We start from the raw sequence: 16,930 nt of genomic DNA, 5'->3' as shown, positions 1-16,930 counted from the left end.
TCATATGCCCGATCCAACAGGCAGACATAACGAAGAGCAGGACATGACCGGCCGTTTCTACGTCACGACCCCGATCTACTATGTGAACGGCGCGCCTCATATCGGCCATGCCTACACCTCCATCGCAGCCGACATCGTCGCCCGCTTCCACCGTCTGGGTGGTGACGAGGTGTTCTTCCTGACAGGCACCGACGAGCACGGCCAGAAGGTCGAGCAGGCCGCGCAGACTGCAGGCGAGGCGCCACAGGCATTTACCGATCGCATCTCGGCCGATTTCCGCAATATGGCCGATGCGATGAACATCTCCTACGATGACTTCATCCGCACGACCGAGCCACGCCACATCGCGGGCGCTCAGGCTGTCTGGGAGAAGGTCGCGGCCAACGGTGACATCTATCTCGGTGCCTATGAAGGCTGGTACGCGCTGCGTGACGAGGCGTTTTACAGCGAGGACGAGATCACCACCCGCCCGGACGGCACGAAAGTCGCCCCGACCGGTGCGCCGGTCGAGTGGATGCGCGAGCCGTCCTACTTCTTCAAGCTGTCGGCGTATGAAGATCGTCTTCTCGAACTGTACGAGAAGCACCCGCATTTCATCGGCCCTGCCGGTCGCCGCAACGAGATCGTCAGCTTCGTGAAGCAGGGGCTGCGCGACCTGTCCATCAGCCGCACAAGCTTCAAGTGGGGCGTCCCGGTTCCGGGCGATGCCGAGCACGTCATGTATGTGTGGTTTGACGCGCTGACCAACTACCTGACCGCGCTCGGATACCCGGATACGACTGCGCCGCGCATGAAGTTCTGGCCTGCCAACCTGCATCTGGTCGGCAAGGATATCGCCCGCTTCCATACGGTTTACTGGCCTGCTTTCCTGATGGCGGCCGGTATTGAACTGCCGGACATGGTCTTCTCCAACGGCTGGTGGACGGTCGAAGGCGAGAAGATGAGCAAGTCGGTGGGGAACGTCATCGACCCGCGTGATCTGGCGAAGGAATTCGGCGTTGATCCGATCCGTTTCTTCCTGATGCGGGAAGTGCCGTTCGGTGGTGACAGCGACCTGTCGCGCCGTTCGCTCATCAACCGCCTGAATGTGGAACTTGCTAACGATCTCGGTAATCTCGGGCAGCGGACACTGTCGCTGATCGCCCGAAATTGTGGGGGTGTATTGCCAGCACAGGGTCAACGCACTGAGGCCGACACGCATCTCATCGGACAGGCGGCCGTGCTGCCCGAGTTGATGAAAGCGCAGATCGCCCGTGTGGCCCTGACGGATGCACTGGAAGAGGTGTGGAAAGTCATCCGCGCCTGCAATGCCTATATCGACCATCAGGCACCCTGGGCGCTGAAAAAGACCGATCCCGCGCGTATGGCGGATGTCCTGCGCGTGCTGGCTGATGCATTGCGTGGCATCGCCACGGTGCTCCAGCCTTATATGCCCGACAGCATGGACCGGATGCTCACGCAACTCGGCGTGCAGGCGGATGAGCGCACGTTTGAAGCGCTGGATACGCCTCTACCGGAGGGCCGGGCGTTGCCAAAACCGGAAGGCATTTTCCCTCGTTACGTCGAGCCGGAAGCGGAAGCTGCAAAATGACGGGCCTGATCGACACCCACTGCCACCTCGACCATTTCTCGGCAGAGGAAATGCCGGGACTGCTGGATCGCGCCAAAGAATTCGGGCTGGAAGGGATGGTCACAATCGGCACGCGCCTGTCGCGCCAGTCCGAGCAGAAGGCTCTGACACGCTACAGCCGTCCCGACCTGTCGATCTGGTGCGCCATCGGCACGCATCCTGACCATGTGATGGAAGAAGCGCCGATGGACGCCGCTGCCATCGTGAAGCTGGCAGAAGATCCGGAAGTCATTGCGATCGGCGAGACCGGGCTGGATTATTTTCACGGTGCGGAAGACGTGCGACCCACTCAGAAGGCCAGTTTCCGGGAGCATGTTCACGCTGCCCGCCTGACGGGCCTGCCGCTGGTCATTCACACCCGTGAGGCTGACGAGGACATGGCCGCGATTTTGGAGGAAGAAACCGAGACACGCGGCGCGTTTCCGTTTCTGCTGCACTGCTTCGCATCGGGTCCGGAACTCGCCAAAACGGCTCTTGAACTGGGGGGATATCTGAGTTTTTCGGGCATTGTGACCTTCCCCAGATCGCAGGAATTACGCGATATCGCCGCAAGCGTTCCCATGGACCGGATTTTTGTCGAGACGGATTCGCCTTTTCTTGCGCCTGTTCCGCGTCGCGGCAAACGCAATGAGCCCGGATACACGGCCTATACAGCGGGCGTAGTTGCACAATTGAAGGGCTTGGAACTACAGGCATTCACCGACGCAACGACGACCAATTTCCATCATCTGTTCACCCGCGCACACTGATCGCGGCCAGCCCAAACTCAGGCGGATACGAGGAACGGTGCCATCGTGACTGACGACTCCACGCTTACCATCACCGTGCTCGGCTGCGGCGGCTCGTCCGGCGTGCCGCTCATTGGAGGGCCTGATGGGCGCGGGGAGTGGGGGGATTGCGATCCGAATGAATCCCGCAATCGCCGGACCCGCGCCTCCATCGTGATACAGGGACCGGATGGACGTCGCCTGCTGGTCGATACGGGTCCGGACATGCGCAATCAGCTGATTGCAAACGGTATTCCTTACGCCGATGCGATTTTCTATACACACAGTCATGCTGACCATATCGCCGGACTGGATGACGTGCGCCCCTTCAACTGGGCGCTCGGACGCCCGGTCGAGGCGTTCGGCACGCAGGAGACGCTGACCGATATCCGAAACCGGTTTGACTATGCGTTTCGTCCCTGGACCCCGAAGGACGCATTTCGTCCGGGTATGGAAGAGCGGGTCATCGTTCCGGGTCAGCGGCTCGACGTGGTGGGGCTTTCCCTCGACGTCTTCGAGCAGGTGCATGGCCGGATCACAACGCTGGGTTTCCGGTGCGGTGGGTTCGCTTACTGCACGGATGTGGTCGAGCTGGCCGAAGAGACGTTTTCGCTGCTGGAAGGCGTCGATACCTGGATGGTGGATTGCCTCCAGATGAAGCCGCATTCGGCGCATGCATGGCTGGAACGGGTGCTGGAATGGCGGGACCGAATCCGGCCGCGTCGGACAATCCTGACACATCTCGGTCCGTTCATGGACTGGGCGACGATGGAACTTGCGTTGCCCGAGGGCGTGGAAGCAGCGTTTGACGGGCTGACCTTTACCGCGCCGTGGCAGGTTCCCTGATTCGTAACAGGCGAATCGCGAGATTCGTTCGATTTATCAGCAAAAAACGCAGTTTGCCGCGTTGCGGTACTGGTCGCTGCGGTGCCTCAAAAGAGGTCTTCAGAGGTGGATAGCGTTCGCTAACAATATCCTCATCTCACGCACAGCTATCATCTATCTGATTGAAAATTCAGGATAAACAGGACGATTTATTCATCGTCGCCGCTGCGGACGCCAGAAGTGCTTTGCGATTTCTCTTGAAACAGCGACTGACTGTTAGATAGCGTCAGAAACAAGCAGCGGGCCGATCGCGCCTTTTGCCTTCTTTCTTCGTAACTGACAAGCACAATTCTCGAGTCGGTTTGCCAGAAGAAAAGCCCTGAATCGCCTTTTCATTGCGAGGTGGTAACGGGACAGACAGGCTGCCAAGGCGAATGCAAGAGGAGTTCAGGTCCATGTCCCCAAAGATGTCTTTCGCAAAGTAAGGATGTTTTCACGTCATTTCTGAAATTTTCGGAGAGCGTTACTAATGGCTTCTGTTTCTGACGTTTTTTCTCTGGCAACCGCGATGCGTGACAGGCATCGCGAGACTGAAATGAGCCTAGCGGAATATCTTGAAGCCTGCCGGTCCGATGTATCGTGCTATGCCAGTGCGGCAGAGCGGATGCTCAAGGCCATTGGTGAGCCCGTCATGGTCGATACGTCCCGTGATCCGCGCCAGTCCCGCATCTTCATGAACCGCACCATTCGCATCTACCCTGCATTTGAGGATTTCTATGGCATGGAGGAGACGATCGAGCAGATCGTCGGCTTTTTCCGCCATGCCGCGCAGGGACTGGAAGAGCGTAAGCAGATTCTCTACCTGCTCGGTCCCGTCGGAGGCGGCAAATCATCGCTGGGAGAGCGGCTCAAGACGCTCATGGAGCATGAGCCGATCTATATTCTGAAAGCTGGCAAACATCTCAGTCCCGTTTTCGAAAGCCCCCTCGGCCTTTTTGACCCTTCCACGATGGCAGAGGCACTGGAACGCGATTACGGCATCCCGCGCCGTGTGCTGACAGGCATTGCCAGTCCGTGGGCGCTCAAAAGGCTGGATGAGTTCGACGGAGATGTGTCGCGCTTCAGTGTCGTGAAGCTGAAGCCCTCCAAGCTGCGCCAGATCGCCATCGCGAAGACGGAGCCGGGTGACGACAACAATCAGGATGTGTCAGCACTCGTCGGCAAGGTTGATATCCGTCAGCTTGAACATTTCAGCCAGAGCGACCCGGACGCCTACAGCTTTTCGGGTGGCCTTAACCGCGCCAATCAGGGAATTCTCGAGTTTGTCGAGATGTTCAAGGCGCCGATCAAGATGCTGCATCCCCTGCTGACGGCAACGCAGGAGGGCAACTATGTCGGTACGGAAAATATCGGTTCGATCCCGTTCACCGGCGTCATCCTCGCGCACTCCAACGAGGCCGAGTGGCAGACTTTCCGCAACAACCGCACGAACGAGGCGTTCCTTGACCGTGTCTGCGTCATCAAGGTGCCTTATTGCCTGCGCGTAACAGAAGAGGCGAAAATCTACGAGAAGCTGGTCTCGAGTTCGGCGCTGAAAGAGTCGCCGCTGGCTCCGAACACACTGGATATGCTGGCGCGTTTCGCTGTGCTGTCTCGCCTGAAACAGCACCCTAACTCCACTCAGTATGCGAAACTGCGGGTCTATGACGGCGAAAATATCCGCGAGACTGACCCGAAGGCCCGCACGATGCAGGAATATCGGGACGCGGCCGGCGTGGACGAGGGTATGGACGGCATCTCTACCCGTTTTGCCTACAAGGTGCTTTCGGCCACGTTCAACCATGATTCCACCGAGATTTCCGCCGATCCGGTTCACCTGATGTATGTGCTTGAACAGTCCGTACGCCGGGAGCAGTTCCCACCGGAAATCGAGGCCAACTATCTTGCTGTTCTGAAATCGGAACTTGCTGGCCGTTATGCCGAGTTTCTCGGAAACGAGATCCAGAAAGCCTATCTGGAAAGTTATAACGACTATGGTCAGAACCTGTTCGACCGGTATCTGGATTACGCCGATGCCTGGATCGAGGATCAGGATTTCAAGGACCCGGATACGGGGCAGATGCTGAACCGCGACCTGCTCAACGCGGAACTCACGAAGATCGAAAAACCGGCTGGGATCGCCAACCCGAAGGATTTTCGTAACGAAGTCGTGAAGTTCGCGCTGCGCTCGCGGGCGGCCAACAGCGGCAGGAACCCATCCTGGACTTCCTATGAGAAAATCCGCGACGTGATCGAAAAGCGGATGTTCAGTCAGGTCGAGGATCTGCTGCCGGTCATCAGCTTCGGTTCCAAGAAAGATGGAGACACCGAGCGCAAGCATGACGATTTCGTCGAACGCATGATGGAACGTGGTTACACGGAACGACAGGTTCGCCGGCTCGTTGAATGGTACATGCGGGTGAAACAGTCCGCGTGACATACACCCAGACATCAGGGGTGCGCTTTGGACATCATTGACAGACGTTCCAATCCACATGGCAAAAACCTTGAAAACCGACGTCGCGCTCTGGGAAGGGCGCGGGACGCGGTGCAGAAGGCCGTGCGTGATGCTGTTGCCAACGGAAAAATCCGTGAGGTCGGAGAAGGCAAGGCCGTCGCCATTCCGGCGGAAGCCCTGCATGAACCAGGCTTTCATCGCGTGTTCACACAAGGCGCACGCCATATTGTCCTAACGGGAAATCATGAATTTTCCCGAGGTGACAAGCTGCGCCGCCCACCTTCGGGCGGTGGCGGGGCAGGGGGAGGCGCTGGACAGGCGGGCACGGAGGGTGGAGGAGAAGACGCCTATCGTTTTCTCCTGTCACGTGACGAATTTCTCGATCTTTTCTTCGATGATCTGGAACTTCCCGATCTGGTCAAGCGCGAGATCGCCACAACGGAAACAACGGCTCCCAGCAGGGCAGGGTTGAGCAATGACGGCTCGCCGTCACAACTCGATCTGGGCCGCACCATGCGGTACTCGATGGCCCGGCGTATCGGGCTGGGTCGCCCCAAACCGGCGGAACTTGAAGAGATCGAGGCGCGGATCGTAGCACTGGAGGACATACGCCCTCTGTCTGCGGAAGCTCTCGATGAACTCGAGATCCTGCGTGAAAGACGAAGCGCGCTGCGGCAGCGTCTCACGCGCATCCCGTGGATTGATCCGGTCGATCTTCGTTATCGGCGTTTCGCGCATATGCCGAAACCGTCCACGCGGGCGGTTATGTTCTGCCTCATGGATGTTTCCGGTTCCATGACGGAACGGATGAAGGATCTCGCCAAGCAGTTCTTCCTCCTGCTGCACGTCTTTCTGGAAAAGCGTTACAAGACGCTGGACGTCGTGTTCATCCGGCATGCGGAAACGGCGGAAGAAGTCGATGAGGACGCATTTTTTCATGACCCGCGCACGGGCGGAACTGTTGTGTCCACGGCACTGGAAGAGATGATCTCCGTCCAGCGGGCACGCTATCCGGCGCAGCAGTGGAACATCTATGTCGCTCAGGCGTCGGATGGCGACAATTCGCCCTCTGATACGCCGCGAACGGTCAGCCTTTTGGAGGAGGGCATTCTTCCGATCGTTCAGTACTATGCCTACATCGAAGTGACAGGAACCGGCGCGATTATTCGCGGTGAAACCGATCTCTGGCAGGCCTATCGCGGTGTTGCGGAGAAAAATCCGCACCTTGCTATTCGCCAGGTCAGTGACAGACGGGAAATCTTCCCTGTTTTCCGGGAACTTTTCGCACGCAAGCCAACCGGGGAGGGCAGCCACGCATGACCGGAACAGGACTGCTGTATCAAGGCGCGGACTGGAATTTTCATATCATCCGCGATTGTTACAAGGCCATTGAGGAAATTGCGGAAAAAGAGCTGGGACTGAATGTTTTCCCGAACCGCATCGAGGTCATTTCGTCCGAGCAGATGCTGGATGTGTATACGGCCAACGGCATGCCGATCAGCTATCATCACTGGTCATACGGTAAGCGTTTCGCAAGTCACGAAAACGCTTACCGCCGGGGACTGATGGGGCTGGCGTATGAGGTGGTCATCAATTCCAACCCCTGCATCAGCTATCTGATGGAGGAAAACAGCGCCACGATGCAGGCGCTGGTCATTGCTCATGCTGCCTTTGGTCACAACCACTTTTTCAAGAATAACAGGATTTTTCAGGAGTGGACCGATCCCTCCCAGATCCTGAATTATCTCGAATTCGCGCGCGGCTATATTGCCCGCTGCGAAGAGCTTCATGGCCAGGGCGCCGTCGAGCGTATTCTGGACGCTGCCCATGCCCTGCAGGGGCAGGGCGTCAATCGGCATAGCGGTTCGCGCCGTGTCGATCTCAAGGACGAGCAGACGCGCGCGCGCGAACGCCGTGCTTATGAAGACAGCTCCTACAACGATCTGTGGCGCACATTGCCCCAGAGTGCGGAGCCTCACCCTGTGACGGACGGAGAGCGGCAGGCACTGCGTCGGCGCTTCGGTCTGCCGGAAGAAAATCTTCTGTATTTTCTGGAAAAACATGCACCGCGACTGGCGGCATGGGAACGTGAGATCATCCGCATCGTCCGCCTGATGGCGCAGTATTTTTACCCGCAACCACAACTCAAGCTGATGAATGAGGGGTGCGCGACATGGGTGCATGACCGGATCATGACGCGGTTGCACGAAAAAGGGCGGATTGACGACGCCGCTTTTCTTGAAACCATCCATTCGACCACGAATGTGATCACTCAGTTCGGGTATGAGCAGGGCGCGACCAGCTTCAATCCCTATGCCCTCGGCTTCGCAATGATGAAAGATATTGAACGCATCTGTGTTAATCCGACGGAGGAGGATCGTCGGTGGCAGCCCGATATCGCAGGGAACGGTGACCCGTATGGCACTCTGCGTCATGCATGGGCCGAATATCGGGACGAGAGTTTCGTGCTCCAGTTCCTCTCACCTACCGTCATGCGTGATTTCCGCATGTTCCGGCTGCTTGATGACACACGCGACCCCTATCTGCTTGTGGACGCGATCCATGATGATGCGGGTTATCGTGATATCCGCCGGACTGTCGCAGCGTCTTACGATCCATCAGCGTGGTATGCGGAGATCGAGATCGTGGATGTGGATAGCCTCGGTGACAGGACGCTCCGGCTTGAACACCGGACAAAAGAAGGACAGATGCTCGCTGAAAAGGACATGAAACTCACCCTCGACGCGCTCGCCGATCTGTGGGGATACCGCGTTGTTCTGGATGAAATTGACGTGCCAAGCGGACGGGTGGTGGCGTCTCACGAAGCGCAGCAGCGTTCGTCATGAGGCAGGCTTTTCCTAAATCAGGGAAGTGAAGCGTTCATCACGGGCTGGGATGGCAGAGGAAGCGGCGCTGTAAATTTCAGCGTCGTGTCTTCGGAGTTGCTGGTATTAATGCCTTCCAGCCTGCCTGCGGCAGTTTTCTTCATGATGTGAGCAAGTGTGTTCGCGGTATATCCAGCCCGTGAGCCCTGAGCTGCGCTTGCAAGTGCGACACCGATCAGAACGGCTGTCGATGGAAACAGCACAGTGCCGTCAAGCTGGGTCAGGCTAAGCACCATGGCGCCTTTCACCATTCCATTCTGGTACAACAGGATTTCCGTCTGGGTGTGCGCGTCCCCGCGCAATCCGCTGTCCGTGCTGTCGGCCTGCCAGACGGTGCCCGTCATGATGATCGCGGAAGGCTCCGGCGGAGCCATAGGGTTCGTCAACGAGACGGAATGGAAAAGTCCCTGTGATTTCAGGCGCTCAACGATCGCTTTGGGCAGGTTCGCCGCAACTTGTGTGGTCTTCTGGTTGGAAGGGAGAGCGGTGAAAGGCCCGACCAGCAGATCGGTGGTCGCAGGCGTGAAGGGAGAGGCGATGCTGTAAACATATTGCGGCTCAAGAAAGACGCCTCCCGTTTTTTCCGGATGAGCTTCGGGCCGATGCAAGCGGGCGTTTTGTTCGTTTGTAATGCTCTGGAGGCGTTCAAAGGATGTTTCCGGCAAATCACCCGTCCGCAAAACGGCGTAAGGCAGCTTATTGTCAGAACAGGCGGTCAGGGAAAGCATGATGCAGGCAGCAGCAAACATCCGTTGAACGGTCATGAAGAAGTCCGATCCTTTTCCGGGTTTAGAGTCTTTACGCTACTTGATCCGACCCGATGAATTGGGTGAGCAGTTCAAAAAACTCATTAGGTTTCTCGGCATGAACCCAGTGCCCCGCTCCTTCGATGGTGGTGAGCCTGTAGTTCGGGAAAAGCCGTTTCATTTCGGGATAGTTTACCGGCTGGATATAGTCGGAACGGCCTCCCGCCACGAATAGAGTTGGACCATCGTAGTGCGTGCCATCGGAAATGGAGGGCCATCCAACGATTGCCGGCATGGCGGCAGCGATTTCATGAATTCCGATGCTCCAGTGCGGGTTTTCGCCCAGATCCAGATTCTGGAGCATGAGATTTCGGACATCGGGTTCCCTGATCACCGACGATAGAAGTGCATCGGCATCCGCACGGGTCAGATGGGGAGGAAGGGGAAGGGCGGCCAGTCTGGCGGCGAGGTCGTGACCTTGAGAAAATCCGCCTTCACCGGGTGCAATGTCGGCGACCAGAAGTTTCGTGACGATTTCCGGGTGTCTGAGCGCCAGCATCATGCCTGTCTTGCCACCCATTGAATGACCAACGACAATCGCAGGAGAAACTTTGAGATGATCGAGCGTTTCAAGGACGTCCTGCGCCATCGTCGGGTAGTCCATCGGGCCATGCGGACTGTCCCCATGATTGCGCAGATCGAAGGCCACCGTGCGGCGCGTTTCTGAAAGACGCCGCTGGAAAAATCCGAAATTGCGGCCGCGTCCGAAAAGTCCATGTAGGAAGACGAGGGGAGGCAGGTCTGTAGCTGCCGGGGAGTCGGGACCGCGTTCGATGGCGTGCAGAAGCATGAAAAAACGTCCGATACCGGTTACGAATGGAGCAGGATGATCTTGCCGCTGTGACTGCCGTCTTCCATCATTTCATGGGCCTGAGTGGCTTCAGCAAAAGGGAATGTCGCGTGGATGACGGGCGCAAGCGCTCCTGAATCCAGAAGCGGCCAGATATGTTCATGCAAGGCAGCCGCCACGTCGCCCTTGTATTCGCGACTACGGGGGCGGAGTGCCGTGCCTGTCACATGCAGACGTTTGGTCATGATGCGCGTCAGGCTGACATTCTCGGCCTTCGGCCCCCCTTGCATCGCGATGATCACCAGACGACCATCCATGCCGAGCGCCTGAAGGTTGCGGCTGAAATAAGGGCCACCCATGATGTCGAGAATGACATCCACGCCTTTTCCATTGGTGTGCTCAAGCACCTTTTCGACAAAATCATCGCTTTTATAGTTGATCGCGGTGGCCCCAAGCTTTTCGCAGAGAGCGCATTTCTCCGCGTCCCCTGCTGTCGCCAGCGGGATGGCCCCCATTGCCTTCGCGATCTGGATGGCAGCTGTCCCTATGCCACCGGCACCCCCGTGGATGAGAACGGTTTCACCTTTCTCCAGACGAGCGGTGGTGAAAAGATTTGACCAGACAGTGAAGAATGTCTCCGGCAACGCAGCCGCCTTCACGGCGTCATAGCCTTGCGGCCAGGGCAGGCACTGGGAGGCCGGGAGGGCGCAGTAGTCCGCATAGCCACCGCCATTGGTCAGTCCGCAGACTTTCGTTCCGATGGGTGGAAAGGTAACGCCCGCCAGCACGGGACCATGCGCCACAACCGTTCCGGCGATCTCCAGACCCAAGAGTGGGCTTGCACCAGCCGGAGGCGGGTAGTGTCCCTTCCGTTGCATGATGTCCGGTCGATTGACCCCGCTTGCTTCCACGCGCACGAGAATTTCTCCTGCTGCGGGTTTGGGTGTCGCGGTTGTTCCAAGGTGCAGCACCTCGGGACCGCCGGGTTCATCCAGCAGGATGGCGTTCATGGTATCGGGGATCGTGAGGGTCATCGCTTGGAAGCCTGCAGTTGTGGGTCTGCTGTTGTCTGACGGTACGCCGCCGCCCGGGTGCCGGTATAGTCACACATGTTTGAGGTCGTGTGGACTCTGCAGGGATGTGAACGGGTGGGGGGCGGTGACGCTCAGGAAATCCTGTGCACGATCATGGTGTTGCATGACGTATTCGCGTGGTACGGGAGGATAAGCCAGCTTTTGGACAAGGATTTTTGCACTAAAGCTTGAACAACGCGGCAATGGTGGCATGAAAATCAGTTTCCTATAAAACGCTGAGTTATAAGAAAGAAAAAATGACCATAGCGGGTGCACGGCTATGAAGCAGACTGCGGAGAGGAAATCATGAATATCCATGAATATCAGGCCAAGGAGTTACTGCGCTCCTATGGCGTTCCGACCCCGCAGGGCATTGTGGTGCATTCGCCCGACGAAGCGCGCGATGCTGTCCGTTCCCTGCCAAAAGGTCTGTGTGTGGTGAAAGCGCAGATCCATGCCGGCGGGCGTGGCGCGGGTCATTTCAAGGACCATCCCGATGTCCGGGGCGTGCAACGCGTTCATAGCCCGGATGAAGCCAAAACAGCTGCTTATCAAATGCTGGATCGCACGCTGATCACACGCCAGACAGGCCCGAAAGGCCGGGTCGTGCACAAGCTGTATGTTGAAGCCGGATGCAACATTGAGCGTGAACTTTACTTCTCCATGCTTGTCGATCGGGCTCTCAGGCGGATCGTGATCGTCGCGTCTCAGGCCGGTGGTATGAGCATCGAGGACGTGGCGGAAAAAACACCGGAAAAGATCCTGACAGTCAGTATCGATCCCCAATTGGGGCTGGCTGATTATCAGTCACGGGTTCTGGCCACCCATCTGGGTTTGCAGGGCGGCCTGATCAACGATTTCGCAAAAATCGTACGGAGCGCCTATACGGCTTTCATCAGCCTTGATGCTTCCATGATCGAGACAAATCCGCTCGTGGTGACGAAGGAAGGCACTCTTCTCGCCCTCGATGCGAAAATGTCTTTCGACGACAATGGCCTTTTTCGTCACCGTCAGCTGCTCGAATTACGCGATCCGAATGAGGAAGACCCCCGCGAGCAGGATGCCGCACGGTTCGGCCTGTCCTATGTGAGTCTCGACGGCACGATCGGCTGCATGGTCAACGGCGCGGGTCTTGCCATGGCGACGATGGACATCATCCATGAAGAAGGTGAGTCGCCCGCGAATTTTCTGGATGTGGGCGGTGGGGCTTCGCGTGAGAAAGTCAGCGCCGCGTTCCGTATCCTTCTGAGCGATCCGGAAATCGAAGGTGTGCTGGTCAATATTTTCGGCGGCATCATGCGGTGCGACCTGATCGCGGGCGCCGTGATCGACGCCTGCAAGGAAGTCGGTCTGAAAGTGCCCCTCGTCGTCCGGCTGGCAGGAACGCGTGTGGAGGAGGGGCTCTCTCTCCTTGAGAAATCCGGTCTCAATGTTTCCGTGGCAACGGATCTGGGAGACGCTGCCCGCAAGATTGTCGCTGCCGTTCGTTCCCGGAGGACTGCCTGATGTCCATTCTCGTCGATAAGCATACAAAAGTCCTGGTGCAGGGATTCACCGGCGCTCAGGGCACGTTTCATTCCGAACAGTCGCTGGTTTATGGCACCGCCATTGTCGGGGGCGTGACGCCGGGGCGTGGTGGGCAGACGCATCTCGGCCTCCCGGTTTTCGACACGATGGATCAGGCCGTTACAGCCACGAAGCCTGATGCGACGGTTATTTACGTTCCTCCCGCAGGGGCGGCGGATGCCATTCTTGAGGCCATCTCGGTAGAGATTCCGCTCATTGTGTGCATCACGGAAGGGATTCCCGTTCAGGACATGCTGCGAGTGCGTTCAGCACTTGATCATTCGCGCAGCCTTCTGGTCGGACCGAACTGTCCTGGCGTGATTACGCCCGATGCCTGCAAGATCGGGATCATGCCGGGTCCTATCCATCGGCGCGGTTCTGTGGGTGTCGTGTCGCGCTCGGGCACTTTGACCTATGAGGCGGTCGCGCAGACGACTGTTCTGGGAATGGGGCAAAGCACCAGTGTCGGGATTGGTGGCGATCCGATCAAAGGTCTGGATTTCATCGATGTGCTGGAGCGTTTTCTGGCCGACTCTGAAACGCAGTCCATCATCATGATTGGAGAAATTGGCGGCTCATCGGAAATCGATGCGGCTCAGTTTCTGCGGGACAGCAAGACCAAAAAACCTGTCGTCGGGCTTGTCGCCGGTATCACCGCGCCACCGGGACGCCGGATGGGTCATGCCGGCGCTGTCATTTCAGGTGGGAACGACACGGCGCAGGCCAAGATCGAGGCGCTGAAGTCCGCTGGCGTTCATATTGCGCCGACGCCCGCTGATCTGGGCACCACGCTTCAGGCTGCTCTGAAAGGGTAATCCAACGAAAGGTTCAGCCGTCCTTCTTTCCCGAACAAGGGAAAAAGGACGGCGGCACCTCAGAAGTGGCGTTCGTAGATTTTAATTACGTCGCCGGGCTTTACATAATCCTGGGGGCGCAGCTTGCCGACCACGCTTCTGTCGCCTTCCTGGCGGATAACGTAGGCGCGGCTTTCCAGCGAACGGTAAGTGAAACCACCGCCGGAAGCGACGGCTGTCAGCATGGTCATGCCTGGCTGGTAAGGATACTGACCCGGTCGGGCGACCTCACCCAGCACTGACACCATGCGGTAGGCGGTAATTTCCACCGAAACTTTCGGGTCGCGCAACATGCGTGAATGTTCGAGCGCTTCCTTTACCTCATCGGCAAACTGATTGGTGGTCAGCCCTGCCGCCTGAAGGCCGCTCGTCAAAGGAAAGGCGACCTTGCCCGTGCTGTCGACACGGAAGTCCGATGTCAGCTGATCCTGTCCGTAGGTGATGACACGGATCTGATCGTCCACGCCGAGCGTGTATGTGCCCGGATCGTAAGGTGGCACGGGCTTCAGGCCGTAACCGTCAGCACAGGCTGAAAGCGAAAAGGCAATCGTGCCTGTTACGGCGATGGATCGCATCCGGCGGCTGGCAAGGAAATTACGCCGTGTCATATCCTGAGGCTTCCTGTTGAACAGAGGTTGGCTTGGCGGTGTTGCCGCGCCTTGAGGGGCGTGGTTTTGCCGGGTTTGGGAGGACTGCCCGGAAGCCGGAACAGCTGAAAGGGAGGCGTGGTGGCTACAGGGCAAAGTGAACTCCAGCCGTAACAAGATGGGTGGGGAAAAGCGGTCCCATGTAAGCACTCTGGCTCATGTAATCGTAATTGAAGTCGAGACTGACGTGTCGATTCAAATAGATATGAGCGCTTACTCCACCGCCATAAGCACTCTGGTTATTGGCCTCCTGCCCGATAGGCGTGCCGATAAGCTGAGCTGGACTGGCCGGATAGTGGGCCTTGCGCAGATTGCCGTGAATATCGAAGACGATATTGCGGGAATAGGCATGAGTGACCCGTAATTCCGCGCTGGTATTCGTGTAACCGACAATTCCCTCGAACGCAGCATCTTCAATGCCGTGGGCGACGGACGCTGACACGGTGGTCAGGCGCGTCGGCAGCCAGCGGACGCTGGCCTGCGCGATGGGAGAACTGAGGGAGCCATACAGGGTGGATGAGAAAATACGACGCTGATAGCCGAACACCGCGCGAAACTGGAACGGTCCGGCTTCGTTCCAGCTATATCCACCCAGCACTGAAAATCCGTTGGAGCTTCGCACCGGAAAATCTTCATTTGTGGATTTGTATTTGATCTGCGTGCCCTGAACCACCAGCAGAAGATGGCTGTTTTTCATCATCTGATAGCGTCCCGTGACCGCTTCATTGATGACGACCCGGTCACGGTAACTCTGGTCCTGAAACGGGGAGATCCCGGTGAGTCGCGGCTTGCCGAAGTAATAGTGCTGAACCGAAACTTCAGGCTGGAAACTCAGACGGCCATGTGTCGTGAGCAGATAACTGACGCGGCCATCGTCAAGGTTATAGGGAACAGGGCCCAGAATGAGGAGAGCACCTGATTCTGTCGGCATCTGCACAAGGGAAAGGTGGGTAAAGGCCGCACCCAGTTCATCATGCCCAAAATGCTTGGTGCCGCCTACGTTAGCTGTCCAGGTCGTGCGGTTTTCCAGCGAGCGGGACGGATACCGCAGATCGGACACGCTGACATCGGCATGCACCTGATCCTCGTGGTTCAGCATTCGGACTGCCCCGATATGACCACGCGTATTGATGAGCGAACTTTTGTGTCCGGTCTGCAACTGATCTGCATTGGTGGTATAGCCGATGCGCTCATCGCCATCGAGATTTACTGTCAGTGGACCATTGCGGTAACCAAGCGGCTGGTATGAGCGTGTTGCTCTTACCTGTGCGGCTTCTTCGCTTAATTCGCCCGCCCCGACGCCCAGAGAGGGAAAATACTGGGTGACGACCTGAGCATGAGCACAGGAGGGAGCGACTGCCATGACGGCCAGAAGGCCACAGAAGGGACGGAACCTGCTGTAATACATAGTTTAAACAGTTCGTCCCTTTAGCATCTCGTGCGCCGTTTCTTCGGATGGTTATTCGCTGGCCTTAGGCTGGTCCCTATAATGAGGTTCACCTCATGGGTCCATATATGACAAGGCTGCACGCACTTATGGAAGCATTATTAATGACATTTAAACGCCTAGAGAATTTTTCTTCGAAAAAACGCTATTTTCACATCCTCGTGATCTTGAATTCGATCATAATCTATTAATATCTGGTCAGTTGCCAGATCAGCGGCCTCAACTCAAAAGTTAGGCGCAATCTTGTTTTTATGATGGATGTTCTGCCCAATAATGGCCTCCATCATGCCAAAAAGTTCTTTAAAATAGAGTTAATGTCTTGCTGGTGTGGAGGTGAAAAATGGTTAAGGCAGTCTCCATTCCACATATAGACAAGACTGTAATGGGAACGGGGGACCGGACTATGAAAGTCGCTGCGCTGGAAAGAGAAACTATTCCATCTATTTCAGACGATTATAGTGATTTTGTCGAAGAAGAAGGGCCGACGACTGTTGCGACGACTGAAAGTGGTCGGGCCGGACTTATGGCCAAGCGGACTCTCGATGTGGTCATCGCATCGTCACTTCTTGTCGTTGCTTTGCCGGTCCTGGGGCCGTTGTGGGGTCTTGTGCGGCTTGACGGCGGCCCGGTGTTTTACGGGCATGTCCGAATCGGTCGTAAAGGCGTGCCGTTCAGTTGCTATAAATTCCGCTCAATGGTGGTCGATTCGGATACTGTTCTGGACAGACTTCTGAAAACCGACCCTTCGGCAGCGGCGGAATGGGCTGCGTCTCACAAGCTGACAAATGATCCGCGGGTGACTCGCGTTGGACGTTTTCTTCGCAAAACCAGCCTGGATGAAATGCCTCAATTGTTCAATGTGATCCGAGGGGATATGAGCCTTGTCGGCCCACGCCCCGTGGTGACGAAAGAACTTGAATATTACGGGGCCAATGTTCGTTACTATAAAGCCGTTCGTCCGGGTATTACGGGCTTGTGGCAGATCAGCGGACGCAGTGACACGACGTATACAGAGCGTGTGATGCTCGATACGGATTACGTCCGAAAGTGGAGTTTGTGGCGCGATTTTATCATACTGTTAAAGACGGTACCTGCTGTATTGCTCCAAAGAGGAGCCCGATAGCATCGTGCCGAAACGGGGGC

14 protein-coding genes are annotated in these 16,930 nt (G+C 57.1%); 9 read left to right on the top strand and 5 right to left on the bottom strand.

The features are described 5' to 3' along the window. Nucleotides 1–43 precede the first annotated feature (43 nt). From metG to GOB81_RS02960, 6 genes are all read left to right on the top strand, one after another. Nucleotides 44–1,591, top strand: coding sequence for a methionine--tRNA ligase (metG, locus tag GOB81_RS02985; protein ID WP_173568881.1), 1,548 nt, complete (start codon nucleotides 44–46; stop codon nucleotides 1,589–1,591). Then, nucleotides 1,588–2,379, top strand: coding sequence for a TatD family hydrolase (locus GOB81_RS02980; RefSeq protein ID WP_173568880.1), 792 nt, complete (start codon nucleotides 1,588–1,590; stop codon nucleotides 2,377–2,379). The genes metG and GOB81_RS02980 overlap by 4 nt, the downstream gene beginning before the upstream one ends. Before the next feature lie 45 nt (nucleotides 2,380–2,424). After that, nucleotides 2,425–3,243 carry an MBL fold metallo-hydrolase gene (locus tag GOB81_RS02975; protein ID WP_338421300.1) on the top strand — a complete coding sequence of 273 codons (819 nt, stop codon included), beginning with the start codon at nucleotides 2,425–2,427 and terminating at the stop codon, nucleotides 3,241–3,243. A gap of 508 nt (nucleotides 3,244–3,751) precedes the next feature. After that, nucleotides 3,752–5,698 (top strand): PrkA family serine protein kinase, encoded by a 1,947-nt coding sequence (locus GOB81_RS02970; RefSeq protein WP_173568879.1) that lies wholly within the window; start codon nucleotides 3,752–3,754, stop codon nucleotides 5,696–5,698. Between the two features lie 27 nt (nucleotides 5,699–5,725). Continuing rightward, nucleotides 5,726–7,039 carry a YeaH/YhbH family protein gene (locus GOB81_RS02965; RefSeq protein ID WP_173568878.1) on the top strand — a complete coding sequence of 438 codons (1,314 nt, stop codon included), beginning with the start codon at nucleotides 5,726–5,728 and terminating at the stop codon, nucleotides 7,037–7,039. Continuing rightward, the gene (locus GOB81_RS02960; RefSeq protein ID WP_173568877.1) at nucleotides 7,036–8,565 is read left to right on the top strand and encodes a SpoVR family protein; all 1,530 of its coding nucleotides are present in this window, start codon (nucleotides 7,036–7,038) and stop codon (nucleotides 8,563–8,565) included. Before GOB81_RS02965 ends, GOB81_RS02960 begins: the two co-directional genes overlap by 4 nt. A 17-nt stretch (nucleotides 8,566–8,582) precedes the next feature. On the opposite strand, the gene GOB81_RS02955 is transcribed toward GOB81_RS02960, so the two are convergent. From GOB81_RS02955 to GOB81_RS02945, 3 genes are read right to left on the bottom strand one after another with little or no spacing between them, the layout of a single operon-like run. After that, nucleotides 8,583–9,368, bottom strand: coding sequence for a hypothetical protein (locus GOB81_RS02955; protein ID WP_173568876.1), 786 nt, complete (start codon nucleotides 9,366–9,368; stop codon nucleotides 8,583–8,585). Nucleotides 9,369–9,402: 34 nt separating this feature from the next. Further along, nucleotides 9,403–10,200, bottom strand: coding sequence for an alpha/beta fold hydrolase (locus tag GOB81_RS02950; protein WP_173568875.1), 798 nt, complete (start codon nucleotides 10,198–10,200; stop codon nucleotides 9,403–9,405). Between the two features lie 20 nt (nucleotides 10,201–10,220). Next, nucleotides 10,221–11,234, bottom strand: coding sequence for an NAD(P)H-quinone oxidoreductase (locus tag GOB81_RS02945; RefSeq protein WP_242010008.1), 1,014 nt, complete (start codon nucleotides 11,232–11,234; stop codon nucleotides 10,221–10,223). Nucleotides 11,235–11,579: 345 nt separating this feature from the next. Here GOB81_RS02945 and sucC point away from each other — a divergent pair, with 345 nt between their 5' ends. After that, nucleotides 11,580–12,779: an ADP-forming succinate--CoA ligase subunit beta gene (gene sucC, locus GOB81_RS02940; protein WP_173568874.1), complete on the top strand. Its 1,200-nt coding sequence runs from the start codon at nucleotides 11,580–11,582 to the stop codon at nucleotides 12,777–12,779. After that, the gene (sucD, locus tag GOB81_RS02935) at nucleotides 12,779–13,654 is read left to right on the top strand and encodes a succinate--CoA ligase subunit alpha (RefSeq protein ID WP_173568873.1); all 876 of its coding nucleotides are present in this window, start codon (nucleotides 12,779–12,781) and stop codon (nucleotides 13,652–13,654) included. The genes sucC and sucD overlap by 1 nt, the downstream gene beginning before the upstream one ends. A gap of 59 nt (nucleotides 13,655–13,713) precedes the next feature. Here sucD and GOB81_RS02930 read toward each other — a convergent pair whose 3' ends face one another. Both GOB81_RS02930 and GOB81_RS02925 read right to left on the bottom strand, forming a co-directional pair. Then, a complete protein-coding gene (locus GOB81_RS02930; RefSeq protein WP_173568872.1) occupies nucleotides 13,714–14,301 on the bottom strand; it encodes a polysaccharide biosynthesis/export family protein in 588 nt (195 codons plus the stop codon). A 124-nt stretch (nucleotides 14,302–14,425) separates the two neighbouring features. Continuing rightward, nucleotides 14,426–15,703, bottom strand: coding sequence for an outer membrane beta-barrel protein (locus GOB81_RS02925; protein ID WP_173568871.1), 1,278 nt, complete (start codon nucleotides 15,701–15,703; stop codon nucleotides 14,426–14,428). A 424-nt stretch (nucleotides 15,704–16,127) separates the two neighbouring features. On the opposite strand from GOB81_RS02925, the gene GOB81_RS02920 reads away from it, so the two are divergent. Continuing rightward, nucleotides 16,128–16,910: a sugar transferase gene (locus tag GOB81_RS02920; RefSeq protein WP_173568870.1), complete on the top strand. Its 783-nt coding sequence runs from the start codon at nucleotides 16,128–16,130 to the stop codon at nucleotides 16,908–16,910. The last annotated feature ends 20 nt before the right edge of the window (nucleotides 16,911–16,930 follow it).

Origin of the sequence: Acetobacter conturbans (genome assembly GCF_011516755.1) — a bacterium.
Taxonomy (GTDB): domain Bacteria; phylum Pseudomonadota; class Alphaproteobacteria; order Acetobacterales; family Acetobacteraceae; genus Acetobacter; species Acetobacter conturbans.
This window is presented reverse-complemented; position numbering and strand designations above follow the sequence as displayed.